21 protein-coding genes are annotated in these 16,207 nt (G+C 31.5%); 9 read left to right on the plus strand and 12 right to left on the minus strand.

The window, feature by feature from the left end; translation table 11 throughout:
* Nucleotides 1–553: 553 nt before the first annotated feature.
* From AZF04_RS07085 to AZF04_RS07095, 3 genes are all read left to right on the plus strand, one after another.
* On the plus strand, nucleotides 554–1,072 hold the full coding sequence (locus tag AZF04_RS07085) for a YfiT family bacillithiol transferase (RefSeq protein WP_061948143.1): 519 nt from the start codon (nucleotides 554–556) through the stop codon (nucleotides 1,070–1,072).
* Nucleotides 1,073–1,461: 389 nt separating this feature from the next.
* Nucleotides 1,462–1,656, plus strand: a complete 195-nt coding sequence (locus AZF04_RS07090; RefSeq protein ID WP_061948144.1) for a helix-turn-helix transcriptional regulator — start codon at nucleotides 1,462–1,464, stop codon at nucleotides 1,654–1,656.
* 2 nt (nucleotides 1,657–1,658) lie between these two features.
* The gene (locus AZF04_RS07095; RefSeq protein ID WP_153017229.1) at nucleotides 1,659–2,096 is read left to right on the plus strand and encodes a hypothetical protein; all 438 of its coding nucleotides are present in this window, start codon (nucleotides 1,659–1,661) and stop codon (nucleotides 2,094–2,096) included.
* A gap of 625 nt (nucleotides 2,097–2,721) precedes the next feature.
* Here the strand turns inward: AZF04_RS07095 and AZF04_RS22025 are convergent.
* The 5 genes from AZF04_RS22025 to AZF04_RS07115 form a co-directional block, all read right to left on the minus strand.
* Nucleotides 2,722–3,099, minus strand: coding sequence for a UPF0715 family protein (locus AZF04_RS22025; protein WP_082795377.1), 378 nt, complete (start codon nucleotides 3,097–3,099; stop codon nucleotides 2,722–2,724).
* A 181-nt stretch (nucleotides 3,100–3,280) separates the two neighbouring features.
* A complete protein-coding gene (locus AZF04_RS07100) occupies nucleotides 3,281–3,628 on the minus strand; it encodes a hypothetical protein (RefSeq protein WP_061948146.1) in 348 nt (115 codons plus the stop codon).
* Between the two features lie 38 nt (nucleotides 3,629–3,666).
* Nucleotides 3,667–4,014 (minus strand): hypothetical protein, encoded by a 348-nt coding sequence (locus AZF04_RS07105; protein WP_061948147.1) that lies wholly within the window; start codon nucleotides 4,012–4,014, stop codon nucleotides 3,667–3,669.
* Nucleotides 4,015–4,525: 511 nt separating this feature from the next.
* On the minus strand, nucleotides 4,526–5,131 hold the full coding sequence (locus AZF04_RS07110; RefSeq protein ID WP_061948148.1) for a DUF2812 domain-containing protein: 606 nt from the start codon (nucleotides 5,129–5,131) through the stop codon (nucleotides 4,526–4,528).
* Nucleotides 5,128–5,460, minus strand: a complete 333-nt coding sequence (locus AZF04_RS07115; RefSeq protein ID WP_061948149.1) for a PadR family transcriptional regulator — start codon at nucleotides 5,458–5,460, stop codon at nucleotides 5,128–5,130. Before AZF04_RS07115 ends, AZF04_RS07110 begins: the two co-directional genes overlap by 4 nt.
* 635 nt (nucleotides 5,461–6,095) lie before the next feature.
* Between AZF04_RS07115 and AZF04_RS07120 the strand changes: the two genes are divergently transcribed.
* Nucleotides 6,096–6,488: a RidA family protein gene (locus AZF04_RS07120; protein WP_061948150.1), complete on the plus strand. Its 393-nt coding sequence runs from the start codon at nucleotides 6,096–6,098 to the stop codon at nucleotides 6,486–6,488.
* 93 nt (nucleotides 6,489–6,581) lie between these two features.
* On the opposite strand, the gene AZF04_RS07125 is transcribed toward AZF04_RS07120, so the two are convergent.
* The 3 genes from AZF04_RS07125 to AZF04_RS07135 all read right to left on the minus strand — a co-directional run bounded on the left by AZF04_RS07125 (nucleotide 6,582) and on the right by AZF04_RS07135 (nucleotide 9,260).
* Nucleotides 6,582–7,166: a hypothetical protein gene (locus AZF04_RS07125; RefSeq protein ID WP_061948151.1), complete on the minus strand. Its 585-nt coding sequence runs from the start codon at nucleotides 7,164–7,166 to the stop codon at nucleotides 6,582–6,584.
* A gap of 68 nt (nucleotides 7,167–7,234) precedes the next feature.
* On the minus strand, nucleotides 7,235–7,918 hold the full coding sequence (locus tag AZF04_RS07130; RefSeq protein WP_061948152.1) for a PadR family transcriptional regulator: 684 nt from the start codon (nucleotides 7,916–7,918) through the stop codon (nucleotides 7,235–7,237).
* Between the two features lie 703 nt (nucleotides 7,919–8,621).
* The gene (locus AZF04_RS07135; protein WP_082795379.1) at nucleotides 8,622–9,260 is read right to left on the minus strand and encodes a DUF1349 domain-containing protein; all 639 of its coding nucleotides are present in this window, start codon (nucleotides 9,258–9,260) and stop codon (nucleotides 8,622–8,624) included.
* A gap of 626 nt (nucleotides 9,261–9,886) precedes the next feature.
* Between AZF04_RS07135 and AZF04_RS21150 the strand changes: the two genes are divergently transcribed.
* A complete protein-coding gene (locus AZF04_RS21150; RefSeq protein WP_156479544.1) occupies nucleotides 9,887–10,045 on the plus strand; it encodes a hypothetical protein in 159 nt (52 codons plus the stop codon).
* Nucleotides 10,046–10,293: 248 nt separating this feature from the next.
* A complete protein-coding gene (locus AZF04_RS07140) occupies nucleotides 10,294–11,487 on the plus strand; it encodes a hypothetical protein (RefSeq protein ID WP_061948153.1) in 1,194 nt (397 codons plus the stop codon).
* Between the two features lie 100 nt (nucleotides 11,488–11,587).
* On the opposite strand, the gene AZF04_RS21750 is transcribed toward AZF04_RS07140, so the two are convergent.
* Both AZF04_RS21750 and AZF04_RS22030 read right to left on the minus strand, forming a co-directional pair.
* Nucleotides 11,588–11,713 (minus strand): hypothetical protein, encoded by a 126-nt coding sequence (locus tag AZF04_RS21750; protein WP_268753413.1) that lies wholly within the window; start codon nucleotides 11,711–11,713, stop codon nucleotides 11,588–11,590.
* Nucleotides 11,714–11,771: 58 nt separating this feature from the next.
* Nucleotides 11,772–12,185: a UPF0715 family protein gene (locus tag AZF04_RS22030; RefSeq protein WP_082795380.1), complete on the minus strand. Its 414-nt coding sequence runs from the start codon at nucleotides 12,183–12,185 to the stop codon at nucleotides 11,772–11,774.
* A 133-nt stretch (nucleotides 12,186–12,318) separates the two neighbouring features.
* Here AZF04_RS22030 and AZF04_RS07145 point away from each other — a divergent pair, with 133 nt between their 5' ends.
* The gene (locus AZF04_RS07145) at nucleotides 12,319–12,906 is read left to right on the plus strand and encodes a hypothetical protein (RefSeq protein ID WP_061948154.1); all 588 of its coding nucleotides are present in this window, start codon (nucleotides 12,319–12,321) and stop codon (nucleotides 12,904–12,906) included.
* A 148-nt stretch (nucleotides 12,907–13,054) separates the two neighbouring features.
* On the opposite strand, the gene AZF04_RS07150 is transcribed toward AZF04_RS07145, so the two are convergent.
* Nucleotides 13,055–14,056, minus strand: a complete 1,002-nt coding sequence (locus AZF04_RS07150) for a serine hydrolase domain-containing protein (RefSeq protein ID WP_235599942.1) — start codon at nucleotides 14,054–14,056, stop codon at nucleotides 13,055–13,057.
* Between the two features lie 314 nt (nucleotides 14,057–14,370).
* On the opposite strand from AZF04_RS07150, the gene AZF04_RS07155 reads away from it, so the two are divergent.
* Nucleotides 14,371–14,766: a VOC family protein gene (locus AZF04_RS07155; protein ID WP_061948156.1), complete on the plus strand. Its 396-nt coding sequence runs from the start codon at nucleotides 14,371–14,373 to the stop codon at nucleotides 14,764–14,766.
* A 111-nt stretch (nucleotides 14,767–14,877) separates the two neighbouring features.
* On the opposite strand, the gene AZF04_RS07160 is transcribed toward AZF04_RS07155, so the two are convergent.
* A complete protein-coding gene (locus AZF04_RS07160) occupies nucleotides 14,878–15,672 on the minus strand; it encodes a phosphotransferase (RefSeq protein WP_061948157.1) in 795 nt (264 codons plus the stop codon).
* A gap of 185 nt (nucleotides 15,673–15,857) precedes the next feature.
* Here AZF04_RS07160 and AZF04_RS07165 point away from each other — a divergent pair, with 185 nt between their 5' ends.
* Nucleotides 15,858–16,205, plus strand: coding sequence for a hypothetical protein (locus AZF04_RS07165; protein WP_061948158.1), 348 nt, complete (start codon nucleotides 15,858–15,860; stop codon nucleotides 16,203–16,205).
* The last annotated feature ends 2 nt before the right edge of the window (nucleotides 16,206–16,207 follow it).

The following is a 16,207-nucleotide window of genomic DNA, read 5'->3' on the forward strand; positions in this document are numbered from 1 at the left end:
GGAGATGACCCAGGCAGCTTAAATTCATTTTCAAAAATCAATAAAATGAAAATTGGATTCTTGCGTGATTCATGAGATAGGCTTTATGAAATTGATTCAGATACAAACTATTAAAAATAAATTTATCTTTTAATTATAATTTATTTATTGAATTCATTTTATAATCTTTAAACAAATAAAACTATAGTAAAAAAGGAAATGAATTTATAGTAAAAATAGAAATGATGTAAGAAAAGAGAAGACACACTTAATTAACTGAATCAGAATGAATGAGAGTATATACAACTAGTTCTCAGAAGGGCAGGATATGAACCTGGTACAAGGGTTGTTTCTTAGAACAATATATTATCGATTATTTTGATAAGTTCAAGTGAATCAATTTCATCATTCATATCTTATAATGAAAACCGAACGATTAGATTTTTGATTTTCACTTTAGGTAATGATGCTATACTTTTGAAAAGGCGAAATTCAATGAGATAGAATTACTTTTTTTTGAAATTTCATTTAGTTATCTCCAAAAATTACAAAGAGTTTTTAGGAGGAATAGTAGATGGATTTGAAATATCCAGTTGGAAAATTTGAATTTAATCATGAGATTACTAACCGTGTTACAGAGGATTGGATAAACGAGATTGAAGCTTTACCAAATTTATTACGGGGTGCTGTAAAAAACTTGGACAATGAACAGCTTGATACACCTTATCGCCTGGAAGGGTGGACTGTTCGACAGGTAATACATCATCTTGCAGATAGTCATATGAATGCCTATGTTCGCTTTAAATGGGCTCTTACAGAAGAAAAACCTGTAATTAAACCATATGACGAAACGGAATGGGCGGAACTTTACGATTATAAATTACCAATCGATATTTCACTATCACTGCTCGAAGCCTTGCATAAGCGCTGGACCCACCTTTTACTTAGTCTTACTCCTGCTGATATGGAAAAGACATTTATGCACCCAGAATCAGGAGAAGTTTCAGTAGGTAAAAATATTGGAATCTACGCATGGCATGGTCGACATCATCTTGCGCATATTACTTCTTTGTGTAAACGAAAGAACTGGTAAGAACTTTGTGAATGATTCCACTTAAGGTATGAGTGTTAGTTAACAAAACAAAACGTTGTTTCCTTGAAGATAATAATCACTATGTGTGGTAAGTGGTATCCAATAGGAGCCAACGTGTTGAAACTATGTCATCCGAACAAACCTTGCATGCACCATTCTATTTTTGTGCTTTACACCTTATTCGATGTTACTGTTTCACATCTTGATCATGTAAATTTGGACGTTTTTAAGAAGGTTCAAATTCTAGGTGTAAATTTTAAAAACATGAGAGAAACAAAGAACTCTTCTTAAAGGAAGGGTTTTTTGTTTGATATATATGACTAAATGTAAATTATAATTGACATTATGTGATTTTTTATATATTTTAAATACAGAAGGAGAGGTTTTCTTTGAAAAATATAAAAATGAAGAGTGCCCGAGCTGAAGCAGATTTATCTCAGGAAAAGTTGGCTAATATGGTTGGTGTAACTAGGCAAACCATTAATTTTATAGAAACTGGAAACTATAACCCAAGTCTAAAATTGTGTACAGCAATATGTAAGGCTTTAAATAAAACATTAAATGATTTGTTCTGGGAGGAATGATGGTGAATACCATTAAGTTTTTAAAAGAAAAGAAATTAACCGTAATTTTATTGTTACTTGTTAGCAGTGTTCTTTTTGTCGCTTGGTTTATTCTTGAAACAAGGAGTATTACGTATATTAATAATCAAGTGTTCTTAGCACTATCACTTATTCCCTTTAGTGTAGCGTTAGTCTCTTTCTTAAAAATATTTAAAATTAAAAAGGATCCAAAACTAATGGTTTTAGAAACAGATGAGAGAATTGTAGCCGAAAGAAATGAAGCAAATGCAAAAACTTTGAAAATACTTCAAGTGATTTTGTTACTAGCTTATTTAAGTTATACCGTTAGTAACCCTGAGGATATTTTTAAAACCCTAGGTTGGTGGGTAACGTTATGTATTTTGCTTTTATCTCTATTTATGCCATTGGTATTCCGCCATATTTCGAGAAAAAATTATTAATATTCAGGTTAGTTTTCAAATAATTCAAAAAATTTTCATTCAACAATAAAAAAAAGAGATTTTTAAACAATCAAATGTTCACACATACAGTGAGGTGAGAGTACATGATTAAAGGTATGTTTTTGTTAATAACCGTATTAACTACAGTTATTATTATAAAAAGAAAGAAACAAAAATAGAGGCGTCAGTCATCACAAACAAGGATATCTGGTTTTGACTGTGACTTCAAGGATTCAAATTATCGTATAAGTAATAAAGAAAAAAGGCAATAATTAGAATCATTTAACTTAGGCTTTTACTTCGAAATGAAGAGAGTGATGGAGTTTGTCTATAATTTTAAAATATACTCTAATAGTTGTAACTTTATTAACTTTACTATTGATCTTTTCTCTGTTTGTAAAATCGTATTTTAATTATCAATTAATTGATAATGCGACAAATACTTGTTATGAAACGAGTGGTATGCCAGTTGTATCGAAAGGCCGTTTTTTATTGAATTATTCATTTACATGTGATTATAGTCAGAATTAACGTATGGACTGACGAAATATTTGATCCTTGTTTTCTTTAAAGCTGAAAAAGAAAAAGTCTAAAGCTACAATGTAGAATAGACTTTTTTGAACTATCATAATATGTAATCCTCATCAAGAATGATAGAGTCTAGTAACCAAAAAACAATAGCATTATAGATACCCATTTTTAATAGCACTAATAAATCAGATGTTGTAATGGAGGAAAGACTTGTTATAAACAAAATAGAAAAAATGAATGAACCAATATAAGCAATAATAATATAAATAAAGAGATACTTAATAGAGAATCTTTTTGGTTTTATTCTAAGTATTATTTGTGTTGGTAAAGCAATTACAGAAAATGCGATAAAATAAAAAGAACATATGTAAATCAAAGCTAGAAAACTGAAGCCAGGAGTTAAAAAAATAAAATAATAAGTACTTGCCAATAAAGAAGAGCCTAATAGGCAAAGGAAAATAAGACCAATGATAAATAAACACCTCCTTTTTTAAAATTTTAGCTTTTATAAAATAGAATGGTTTTATCTACTTATCTAAAGGTAAGTCATAATAGTTTATTAATTAACTTTAAAACCCTCTACTGAGGGAGCTTCAATATAGTCAACTTCTTTTTGGTGAGTTCATTTTTTATTTAAATGACGCAAGAATTGATCATTGAATATTCTCCGGACTGTTTGTTCTCATGGAGTTTATGTAGTTTATCTCTACTAAATTAAACGTACTATTTTCAACCCTTTTTTCATACTCTGCAAAATACATAATGTCTTCTTTAAGTAAATTCCAAGTACTTTTGTCTTTAATAAAAATATCGAATTCTTCTATATAATAGTCGGACAGGTGCGGATTCACAACGGTGATATAAAAGTCGCCCTCATCATTTTCACTTTTTTCTATAATGGTTATGTAGGAAGCGATATTAGTGGTGTTTGCAAAGTACAAAAAAGTTATGAATAAAATAATGATGATAAAAACGATCATTCCCCATATCTTCAATTTCATAGAACTTCAAACCTTTCTTTTATTTATGAAAGAATCGATCATTGAATATTCTCCGGACTATTTGTTCTCATGGAGTTTATGTAGTTTATCTCTACTAATTTAAACGGACTATTTTCAAACCTTTTTTCATAAGTTGCAATATACATGATGTCTTCTTTAAGTAAATTCCAAGTGCTTTTATCTTTAATAAAAATATCGAATTCTTCTATATAATATTCAGGAAGATGCGGATTCACAACGGTGATATAAAAGTCGCCCTCTTCATTTTCACTTTTTTCTATGAGCGTTATGTAGGATGTGGAATTAGTTTTATATGTAAAGAACGCAAAAGCAGCAATTATTATAATAATGACAAGAATAATTATGCCCCAAATTTTTAATTTCATAGAAATTCAAGCCTTTCTTTTATTTTTCAATTATGGATACTAACATATTTTTACTGGTGGTGTAAAACTCTGTATGACTGTGGAAAGTCTTAATTTTTGAAGGTAAAAAAAGTATTTTGATAGATAGGGTGAAAGGATAGGAAAAATTAAAATTCTTTTGACAGTAAGGGATTAATAGATGAAATGGGAAAAATATTTTTAAGAGGATTTAAGTGACTAATTATGATGTTCTTCTTATTGTTCTATAAAAAAATCTCTTAGATAGACCATGTTTCTGTCTATCTAAGAGGGGAATGAGAACATACTATAAATACAGTTTATGATTAGTTTGTAGAGCTACTTAATTTAGATATGATTGATCAGTTTGATTTTATCTATTTACAGGTGTTTTTCCCATTACAATAAATTTAAACGATTCACCTTGATGACAATCCACTAACCCAAACGACTTCTTGATAAAAACTCCCTTCCCAGATGAAATTTAATTTAATGAATGTATGAATACACTATTCTATTTTTCCAGCTGCTGTTTAAATAATTTATTAGCTTTGAAAGCGAAAGAGAAATTAACCAGAATGGTGAAAGGAAATACCAGTAGGAGAAACAGTCTAATTGTAGAGAAGAATGTTTCAGGAAAAAAGGTTCTCCAAAATTCTGTCCAGTTTTTCCCCCATAATTCCGATGCAAATAAGGGAGTGCCATCATTCCAATTATTCATCTCTAGCGTGACTATGACTGCCCAAATAGGTAGGAGGCAATAGGCTATTGTTGTTAATTTGTCAGACAGTCGCTTATAACGTGCTGCCCGAGACTCACCGTCTGAAAAAATATCATCGCTTGCATGGTCTTTAATTTGCTTAAAGTACTGATGACCAGAACGGTAAGTGCCACTAATATGCTTCCAACCACTATCTTCAAACAAAGCAAGATAATCTTCGTAATCTTCATGTTTTTTGAAAACACGATAGTCAAGTTTAATTTTAGTGTTCTCTGGTTTGCTAGGAGTGAATTTGTAGCTCCATGAGGTTGATTTAATTAGTTGAAATCCCTGCTTGGCCATATCATTTAACCATTTTTCTTCACTGTTAAAATCATAAAAATGTTTGAATTTCTTCATCTATTATCCTCCTCTTCATTATTTAACAATGATGTGGTTACGTTAATCATATGTTGCATACGATTTTGGTCTAATTGGAGAATTTCACGTCCTTTTTCTGTTATTTCATAAACCTTACGCCGACTGTCTTTGCTAGCAATAGGCTGAATAAACTGTAGCTTCATTAAATTTTCAATGGCACCGTATAAGGTTCCTGCTGCCATTTTAACCTGACCATTACTGAGTTGATCAATTTTTTGAATAATTAAATAACCATGTGCAGGTTCGATAACGGCTAGTAAAATGTAATAGACTGTTTCGGTTAACGGTAACTGGCGGTTTCGCTCCATAATAATCCACCTTTTTAAATTATAATATACAGTTAAACTATATAGTTACACTATATACAGTTTAACTGTATAATGCAACTTGATAATAATCGTCTTTTGATAAGTTAAAGTTCATTGGCGATTTAAGCTGGAGAGGAGACTAATGATTTTACGTCAAACAGAGAGTTTGAATATGATATCATAGCCAATAAGCATCACAAATTAGTTGAAGCTGCAGCAGATGAATGGTTAGAATTAGAAACAGTTAGATAGGAGAAGACGTTATATTAATATTTGTGTGAATGCTGTAATGAGAAGGGGGATTTATGGAAGTAAGAATAAGGAGTTTGTAAATTAGACTTAATTTATGGTACCTTTTTTAAATAACTAAGTTCCCGTTAGTTTAAGAAATATCTGTTAACCGTATAATCTATTTGGTATAATTAACTTTGATAAATTTATCCTTAAATTTTTAAAATATATTGCCCTCATTATAAAGAAAGGAGTGTCCATACTATGAAAAAGAAAATGCTTTTGTTTTTATCAATGGGTTATGGATACTCAACTGCTGTTTTTTATTGATTAGATAATAATTGGTGAAGTATATCTAATATTGAGAAATTCGTAGAAAAAATATAGTGAGTGAGGTAATATTTATGGAAAAAATCATTAGAAATAACCCTGTATCAATGCCTGAGCCTGTTGGGAACTATAGTCATGTTACCAGGGTACCAAAAGGTGCTGGCTTAATTGTAACTTCTGGTCAAATAGGGACAGATATAAATGGTAATGTTCCTCAAAATATAAACGACCAAATAACGAACACTTTTGCTAATATGAAACAAGTTCTTGAATCAGAGGGGTTGTCACAAGATAGCGTTATTAAAGTTAATATTTGGGCTACAGAAGAAATAGACTGGGATTATCTATACCTTAAATGGGATGAATTTTTTGAGGATGAATATCCTTCTATGACAATTGCATATATTTCAGCATTAGGATTACCTGAATTAAAGATAGAGATAGAATTATGGTGTGCTGAAGTTTAAATTTTAGAAAAGGAACAGTTTTTTCACTGTTCCTTTTGGTTTACAAAGTGAAATTCTTGATCTAGTTTTCTTTTATATTTTTAATGCAAGATTTTATTTAGCTGTATGTATTTTGGTGAAAATCATTCTGCCTAAACCCATACATAGTGTCATAATAACAATAGATAAGATAAATCCAAGCCTCCAGCTTGCGGGACAATGGATAAGCATATAAATGATTAAAGCCACTATAAATAAACCGATGATAAAAATAGGGATTCTCAATTTAGAGTTGTATTGTTCGACTAATCTCATATCACTTGATAAGAAGATATTGCTAATTACCATATAAGTGGCAGCTTCGACCAAATGGAAGAGGGAAAAGGAATAGAGAAAAAAGATGAATAATGTGTTTTGTAAGTCTGTAAGCAGTAAAATAATAGATATTGGAATACCGAAGATTAGATTAACGACAATACCGCCAATCCCAACAATGTAGAGTTGTTTATGATTCAGTGATTTGGCCTTATCTTCGTTCACAGGTCTTGGTGTAGAAAAAAATAAGTAAAATGGCACATGAACTTTGAAAGGATTGTCTTTGCATTTGTATTTTGCGTACATAACCCCATGACCCACTTCATGTAGCCATATGACTGAATATAATGCAATATACCCAATAATTAAATATAATAACATCAATTATAAATCACTCCCATACATTACTTATTTCTTAAGAATAACTGCGATTATTTACCTTTTATTTAAAATTAAACTTCATCTACTATATCTGCAAAATACTTTAAGAGGACATCTTCAACTTCAGTAAAAGGAATAGAAGTGGTATTTTGTGATTCAACATTTTCAGTGCTAGGTGTCAGATAATCATCATTTTTTTCCCAAAGATATTTACAGTATTCAACTAAGCTTATGGTCTCTTCACACCATTTAATATATTGTTTTTCTTGTTCGATCCCACGCCTTAGAACGGCTGATGCCATTAAAATCCTTGCTGTCATCACGTTTCTTTCTTTTATACTTTCTAATTTCTCTTTTGACATTATCTTCATAATCTCTAATCGCTGCCGACGTTCTTTTTTTTGCATATTAAGCTTAAGAAGAACTTCATCAACTGGGATATTATCCAGAAAAAAGGTTTGCATGAGGAAAGAGTCTTTTATTTTAGGAATTTCGTTTGACTCAAGTAACCATTTTAATAAAACCTCTCTACCATCTTCTGTAATGGAATAAATCTTTTTATCTGGCTTCCCCATTTGTGGAATAAGCTTACTGCTTATTAAGTTCTCGTTTTCAAGCTTCTTTAATTCAGGATAGATTTGCGAGAGGTGAGTATGCCAAAAAATACTCATAATATCATGAAATTCTTTTTTAATATCGTAACCGCTAGCTTCCCATTTACTTAATAAACCAAGTGTGGCATAACGTAAAGACACTTTAATCATCCTTTCAACATTTAAAAATATAGTTAGTAAGACCAAATATTCTGACAGTTAGGTTGTTAGATATAGTTTATCTTATAATTAATTATATGTAAATGTTTATATATAATAATTTGTATATAAACTACTTGCGAACTATATTATCTCATTTGACAAAGGAGATAATAGGTGTTGAAGTAAAAGAAAAACCTTTTTGGGAGATAACGGCTCTATAATGGATGAAAAAGTAGATAGGGGAGATATATGAATTCAGAATGTAGTATTATTTATTTTAAAAAATCAAATCTAGTTAACACCCTATGAACTACTGGAAATTTAGCGAAATGAAATTAACTAAAAAACACTATTCTTATTACGATAACCTGCGAGTTTGCAAATATAAAAAGGGCATCCCTTTTTAAATAAGGGATGCATAATAAATATTTTTCGATTTATCATCTTAAAACATGCTTATTTTCTTGTTCACGAAAAGTCATACTATAAGATGTTTTCAAAAGTCTTATTAGCCATATAATCGTTACCCAACACTATCTAGGGACAAGATTTTATAAACGGACATTTAAGAAAAGAGTAAGCTACATACTGATAGATGCCAGAGGCATATTTCTTAAACTGAAAACTCCTTTTTAATAGGTGTATTTTGTTTAAATTACTTATCTAAAATAGTTGCTACCAGCTAAAAAATGTTAGAAAGAACTTACAAATACGCAGATGTTGGATCATTATCAAGCTCTGTTATTGTAATAAAATCAATGCGTACTTCTTGTTCTTTCCCTTGAGGACTGCAGGCATAGACTCCTGCTAAAACAGTTGATTTTACAGGCACGTCTAAATGAGCGATTCTAATTTGATTCCATTCCTCTCCATCCCAAGAAAAATCCACATAACAATTTTGCTCAATTTTGGATATGCGATAATATAGTTGTACTTCTTGACAGTCAACATATTGAGTAGACCAGTCCGAATAGCCTCTATTGGTAACAACTGCACCCAGTTTGCTTAAACCATTCGGTATGTATTCTAAAGAAGTTTTCACCCAAATATCTTTTGAAAATCTAATCATTAGTCCTGCTTGGTCATATTTTGATTTTGGCAAGACTTTAACTTTTGTTGTTATTCTAAAATTCTTGTTCGTTTTTGTATAGAGAAAATGTCCATTATCAACCTCAAGACCGTAGTGAGTTTTTTGCCAATAATCGGTTTCTTGATCGGTTTGGAAAACAAGTTGAGAAGTGTTTTTGTCTAAAAACCAATTCTTTGGTTCACATCTCCATGTAAGCATTTCATTTAAACTTTCATTATTAAAATCTTCTTTTAGTATCCAAGTTTTCTTCACTTTTTTCCTCCTAGTACTACCTACGTTTTATTTCACATTAACCAACCAAGTTTGTGACATAAGAATAGTATAACTCTCTTTAAAATGGTAAGTCATTTAATAATGGTTGATGCTCAGTAAGTTTGATCGATAGAATTACTTATCGCTTTCGTATCTTCATCCATTCTTTTATTTTCGGAGATTAATTATTCACTCATTACTTTAATTACTTTGAACTACCAATATTAGGGACTACTGAACTTACAACAACCACGATATTTGAAATAGTAGTTGTACTTGTTGTTGTTCCAGTCGTATTAATTATAATTTATACGATTAGTGAGGATGAAGCTTTCTAGTGCTAAAATTAATAAATAGTATATGAATCTCTATATAAGTCATTTAAAACGATGAAAATAAATAGGCATTCTTGATGATAATTCTTATAAAAGACTTCCCTTCATAATGTAGAAGTCTTTAAATTTCTTTAGTATATTTTACTATTTTTGATTTTGAACATTTTAAAATAGTTAGCATTTTTACATATTTATGTGTTTTTGATTAGTTAAATATGGGAATGAAATTAAAAAGTTTTTACTTAAGGCAGGTGGGTGTGTATTTCATATTTCAGGATGCTGACAAAGGTATTGGCTGGTGCATTAATAGGATTGATAATACTTTTAGCTTACCATTGGTTGGCTAATCCAACCGTATCAGTTCAAAGCACTGTAATGACGGGAATCATTGCTACGGCTTTAATTGCTGTTATAAGTATGATTTATGTATTCGTCAAAAATAAAAAGTGAGTGAATGTTCGTGAAATCCTTGAAAAAGGGTTTCTTTATTATTGTTTTTAAACGTATGTGTAGTATTATGTATATTCTGTATAAAACTATGTTACTATTTTGATGATTTTTGTTAGTGGAATTTAACAAATAAACCCATATTTATGCTACTGTTTAGAACATGTATTAATTTTCATATTTTTATATATTAATACTAATAAATAAAAATCTTTTAGATCAGTCATATGAGACAGCGGAGGAGAGCGATTATGAATAAAAAATGGAAATATGGCACGCTTGCAGTTTTATCTACGCTTTTATTAAGTGCATGTGGGGCAAATGAGGATTATACAGCATTAGAAAATGAAAGCATAGAAGACGAAGTGAGCGAAAGTGTTCAAGATGAAGAAAATGAAAGTGATCAAGAAGAAGAGAATGAAAGCACGCCAATGGAGGCTGGAGGATACAGCCTAACTGAAGAAATTGCTGTAGATGGACATGTTTCCGACCCGGTTTTTTACATAAGTGGAAATGGTGATACTGTACTATGGGCTGAGAAGCCAGGACAGTTTACGCAAATTGAAGGTTCAAAGGTTTGGGTTGATGGAGATACTAAAGAAGCTGATATACCGGAGCGTGACCCGGCGATCCAGCCAATGCTTTCTGAAAGCGGAATGATTGTCTATTCTCATTCTGATCGTGATAAACCAGTCGAGGAACGCTACTGGGTAGCCGAACTTAATCCATCAACTGGCGAACTAAATGAGTACTATATGGATAATGACTGGGATAATTATATTACGACGTTGGGGTCTAACTATTCAGAAAATCCGCGACAGGTTATCGGTATTCTTAATCATTATGATGAGGAAGTCGTACAAATGTATATTTGGGATATAGATGCAAATGAGATTAAGGAACTGGATGTGACAGAGACGGTAGCCAATGAAGTAGATCTTGATGAGCTAACAAGCTATCCTCACGGTGCCATTACAAATGATGGGACGGAGATGTATGCGACTGTTGCTGATGTTGGAATTTTCCACTATGACTTAGAGAACGATACTGCTGAATTTATCTATTCAGCTGAAGAAGGTTTCTTTTCAAATAATGAGAAATCAAAAACATCGATTCTTACAGCAGATGATCGTTTTATTCTATATGCAATCGTTGAAGAGCGTCAAATGACTCACTTTGCCTATGAGATTGAAACAGGTGAATCTGTGGAATTAGGGGAGGGTATTGCGACATACCCACTAGCAGATAGCAGCGTCATGATGTTCAACTATGATGATGAATTCATTCATTTTAATTTAGATGATGATACTTCAACAGTTGCTCACACACCGGAGCTAGGTGAAGATGACAAAATTGACAGCTTTACTGTTAGTAGAGATGGTTCGACACTTGCTTATGTTGTAAGGGATAACGACAAATCTGTTATCCGATTACAACAGCGATAAATACACATTAAAGATGAACGGTAACTCAAATATTGGACACTTAAAAAAGTGAACAATATTTGGGTTTTTTTATTGAAGTAACCTTCTGGTTCCAATAGAATTAATTAGATGTATAGCCAACATAAGCAATCATTAGTAAAAAAACAACAAAGCAAATTAGAAATAAAGCTAGGGTACTACAAAGAATATAAAAAATGACAGTACCAACCTCATTAGGTTCTTTCATCATAATCACCTCAATTTAAAGTTTTAGAACAGGAACCATTAATTTTCACAAAAATAATCTAGTCATCTAATACTATAATGGAGTCTAATAACCAATAAACAGTAGCGTTATATATTGACATCAATAATAGTTCAAAAAAAGTTGATATAGTAATAGAAGAGAAATCAAATAAGAATATGCTAGAGAAAATAAAAGTACCTACAATAGCGACGCCTATATAGACAGATAAATGCTTTAAAGAGTATTTTTGGGGATCTCTTCTAAGTAAAATCTGAGTTGGTACGGCAAACACCATAAATAAAATGAAGTATGTAGTAGCTATATAAATGAAACCCAAAATACTAAAATAAGGATATAAAAAGATGAAATAATAGACACTTGCAAAAATAGATGAGCCTAATAGACAAAGGAATATAAAACCAATGATAAATAAACACCTCACTATAATAAATATTCTAGGCTTGTCATACACACCTTATAAAGGCTTGAATTTCTTAAGTATAGTTTATAAATAAATATCCATTTTCACACACAAAATATGATTGACACATTCTTAAGACGCAAAGTTAAAAAGAAAAAAAGTGAACTTTTTAGGAGGAGTTAAGGTGTTTGTTTCCTTAAATGTATATATATCGAATAATGAGAGCTTTGAAACGGTATTACCAATTCGTATAAAGTCAATTCATAATAGAATCATTGAGTTAGCGTCCTATAAAGAGGCTAGTTTAAGCTCTGGTTATGACTTCTTTCCTTTATTAAAAAAATTAGTGAATGTTGCTTATTCTGATAGTCATTATTTTATATATCTTGAGACATATTCAAGTGAACTAGTAGAAGAGTTGCTGCAAAAAGAATCCTTACATTATACAATCTATCATGAAGGTGAAAATACGAAGATTTTTAAAGTTCGCATTCAGCGTATACGAGATTTAGAGATTATTTACCCAGCGTTAACTGTTTCTGGGCTTGATTCCTTATTTACTTTAGTTGTTCATGAGTTAGATGATGGTAAAATGCTCAACAAGTTAGAGGTTAGTATTACTGATGAAATGCAGAAGCCTGCTTTTACATTTCACTATGATTTACAAGGAATATTCATTTTAGGAACTGATGAATGGTTAGATAGTCGTTACATCAAAAATAATCTATTGTCTGATTCAGAAATTATAGATGAATTAACAATAAAACTATAATTTAATATAATCTCAGAAAATGAAGAACTAGCAATACTCTAGTGAAGCTTAATATTGAAACTTCTTAGAAGAATTATATATTTAAGGAGTGTGAGTTCTGGGGGAGTATTATTAATTTCTTTTTTTCCTTAAATTAAAACTTCACCCTCTATTGAAACATCGGCATAATGTGACTTCTAATCAATTCAATTCTATCCTTGGTGCGTGGCATAAAGCGAGAGGCAATGGCAATAACTATTTCTTTTTGGGGGCTTATGAAAATGATATTTCCGCCATCGCCTAAAGCCGCATAACCATCCTTTAAAATCCACCACAAGTAACCATAAGATAGCTCTCTCCATCGACTTTTTTCCATTGTACTGTCCACAATCCATTTGGTTGAGAGAATTTCTTTGCCATTCCACCTGCCTCCATTTAAATATAATTGCCCTATTTTGATCATATCTCTTGGGGATAAAGTAAGCCCCCAGCCAGCGGTATTCACACCCTTAGGATCAGCTATCCAACCAGTGACATATTTATCCTTAAGAAAAGCTAAATAATCTTCTTTATTTTGTATAAATGTAGGTTTAGGAGCGTCGATTCCTAAAGGCTTAAAAAGGTTCTGTGTAGCAAAATCACTCACAGATTGACCAGTTGCATTCGAAAGTATACCTGATAAAATATTTGTGCCAATCGTAGAATAGTTAAATTCACCAACTTCATTTTTTCCCCCTAGTAAATCTAATGCAGATTTTACCCAATCATCACTTGAATAAACCTTTGTATATGGCTCTGACTTGTATTTATAAGGGGCAGTCATCGTTAATAAATGCTTAAGGGTGATAAGTTGTATATATTTTTCGCCACGCCTAATTGTATAATCAGGAAAAAATTCTAATACTTTTTGTTCGATATTTTTTATATATCCTTTATCTATTGCAATACCAATAAGGATAGATGTAATACTTTTTGTTACAGATGCTACATGTACTAGATCATCCTTTGTATACCGATCAAAATATTTTTCATAAACTAAATGGACATTCTTAGAGATTACAATTCCTGTTATATTTGAATAATTTTTTGTGATTAAATCTTCAAGATTAGTAATAGATTCAGGATTCATCCATCCTTTTCGTATGGACATATTGACGTCAAATATATCCACACATTCCTTTCTTTAAATGACTCAATATTGATGTAATAAAGAATAATTTATTATAAAATTATTTTCAATCCTATTAAAAAATATATTTCTATTATGTTTTTAAATGAGTGACGGTAGGTAGTGACTCCCAAAGGATCAGCTAACTCTGACGACGCTCTGCATAGTCAGAGTTAGCTGAAGGCAAGCCATTGGGAAAGCATCTACCTAAAGTGAAAATCAAAAACCAAATCGTTCGGGTTTCATTATAAGATATGAATGATGATGTTATAAGCCTTGTTAAAAGGATAAAGTAATTAGGTAGAGGAAGTGCTCAAATGTCAAAAGGTCTTATTCACCATATTGAAATTTATGTTTCAGATTTAAAAAAATCAACCCACTTTTGGGGTTGGCTTTTAGAGGAATTAGGATATGAATCTTACCAAGTATGGGGAACTGGTCACAGTTGGAAATTAGGAGAGACCTATCTTGTTTTCGTACAAGTAGAAAAACGGTTTATGGACATTCCTTATCATAGATGTCGAGTAGGTTTAAATCATTTAGCATTCCATGCAAGTTCACGTCAACACATAAACGATATGACAAGAAAGCTAGAAGAAAAGGGTGTTGAAATTCTTTATAAAGATAAGCATCCTTTTGCTGGTGGAGAGAACCATTATGCCGTTTATTTCGAAGACCCCGACCGAGTTAAAGTTGAACTGGTTGCACCTTAACCAACAAATGTCCAGAGCTAACACCAAATTCAAATGATAATGTGAATAAGAATGAGCATGATGAGCGCGATGAAAAGCATTTAACTCGGCAACTGATTTTATACGGATGTCTTATACCCAATTTTCTCCTTCTTGGCTAATGAATGTAATATCTTGCTCATAATGTTGTAAGTGCCCTTCTTCTATCATTTTTTGAAAGGCTATGTCACCATTTCTTGCTTTTCTTTTAATCGTATTACATAAGCCTTTTAATCGAAGTAAAACCATTTCTATTAATCGAATATCTACTCTCTTAAGTCCGTAGGATTGAAAAAATAAATGAATTCTTTCTTTTTTAGTGGAAGCATCCTTTGAATGATAGTAGACAGCTTCCCCTTTTTCCGTATAGTATAGTCTGCTTAAAGGAACGCATGTGTATAAAGTGTAGGCGATATCCCAAAGTTTTGGGCCTGGTCCTGCTACATCAAAATCAATAATTCCTACTGGCGTTTTGTGAGCAAAAATAATATTGTATATGGCAAAGTCATTATGACAAATCACCTCAAATGGCAGAGGAGTGTTGTCGATTGGCTGCCAGCTTTCGTCAATGGGAAAGTCATTTACAGCATCATGATAGCCACGAAGCATTTTAGCTATTATTTCTAGAGCATCATTAGACCACATGTAATTTTTTATAGAACCGCTTCCAGCCTCTCCTTCGATATAAGATAATATTTCTCTACCGTTTTCATCAATACCTAAAAACGTAGGTGCATAATCATAATTTTTGCTTTCGAGGTGTTTTAGTAATTTATGAATATGGGTACTCTCTGGTTTCAATTCTCGTCGAACAGTATTTCCTTTACGGTAAACATTTGAGATATTTCCTCCAGCTAACCTTTTTTCGTTCTCAAATTGATGTTTCATGGAAAAATGCCCTCCCAGCTAGTAATTATATTAATAAAGGTGGATTTAAAATTACACCAAAATGGTATACTGTTCTTGAATAAAAGCATAGCACAGGTTTCATAGAAAGGAAGGTTTTGGTTATAAAAAAGATACTGATACATGTTTTTTTATTTATTTTACTTTTCATGACAGGTTGTGCAGGTATGTATAATCCTTCCTATGTTTTAGATGACCATTATTCAATCATGTACACCTCTGCGCATCAGGCAAACTTGATTTATGATGAAGAAGGAGAGCATCTAAGTGGTAAAAAAATAACTCAGGCTAAAATTGTAAGAGTAAATCTTGATGAAAATTATATTATTATGGAACGAGAAAAATTAGATAGTGATGGTAAACCTAATGGAGAATTAGATTATTTCATAGAAGATAAAAACCAGCGTGCTTTAGTTGGTGCGAGTTTGTCACAGTCTGAGTTTAATGAGTTACTAGCTGAATTAAATATTGAGCTGGAACTATTAAAGGTTACAGAGTTTGAAGAAATAGATTAAAG

Origin of the sequence: Alkalihalobacillus trypoxylicola (assembly GCF_001590785.1) — a bacterium.
Taxonomy (GTDB): Bacteria; Bacillota; Bacilli; order Bacillales; family Bacillaceae_D; genus Alkalihalobacillus; species Alkalihalobacillus trypoxylicola.

Excerpts from the sequence above, each read along its gene's own strand:
- AZF04_RS07155 (WP_061948156.1), top strand. The coding sequence starts at position 14,371 with ATGTCAAAAGGTCTTATTCACCATATTGAAATTTATGTTTCAGATTTA.
- AZF04_RS21750 (WP_268753413.1), bottom strand. The coding sequence starts at position 11,713 with ATGAAAGAACCTAATGAGGTTGGTACTGTCATTTTTTATATTCTTTGT.
- AZF04_RS07160 (WP_061948157.1), bottom strand. The coding sequence starts at position 15,672 with ATGAAACATCAATTTGAGAACGAAAAAAGGTTAGCTGGAGGAAATATC.
- AZF04_RS07120 (WP_061948150.1), top strand. The coding sequence starts at position 6,096 with ATGGAAAAAATCATTAGAAATAACCCTGTATCAATGCCTGAGCCTGTT.
- AZF04_RS07085 (WP_061948143.1), top strand. The coding sequence starts at position 554 with ATGGATTTGAAATATCCAGTTGGAAAATTTGAATTTAATCATGAGATT.
- AZF04_RS07115 (WP_061948149.1), bottom strand. The coding sequence starts at position 5,460 with ATGGAGCGAAACCGCCAGTTACCGTTAACCGAAACAGTCTATTACATT.
- AZF04_RS07110 (WP_061948148.1), bottom strand. The coding sequence starts at position 5,131 with ATGAAGAAATTCAAACATTTTTATGATTTTAACAGTGAAGAAAAATGG.
- AZF04_RS07100 (WP_061948146.1), bottom strand. The coding sequence starts at position 3,628 with ATGAAATTGAAGATATGGGGAATGATCGTTTTTATCATCATTATTTTA.
- AZF04_RS07105 (WP_061948147.1), bottom strand. The coding sequence starts at position 4,014 with ATGAAATTAAAAATTTGGGGCATAATTATTCTTGTCATTATTATAATA.
- AZF04_RS07165 (WP_061948158.1), top strand. The coding sequence starts at position 15,858 with ATGTATAATCCTTCCTATGTTTTAGATGACCATTATTCAATCATGTAC.
- AZF04_RS07140 (WP_061948153.1), top strand. The coding sequence starts at position 10,294 with ATGAATAAAAAATGGAAATATGGCACGCTTGCAGTTTTATCTACGCTT.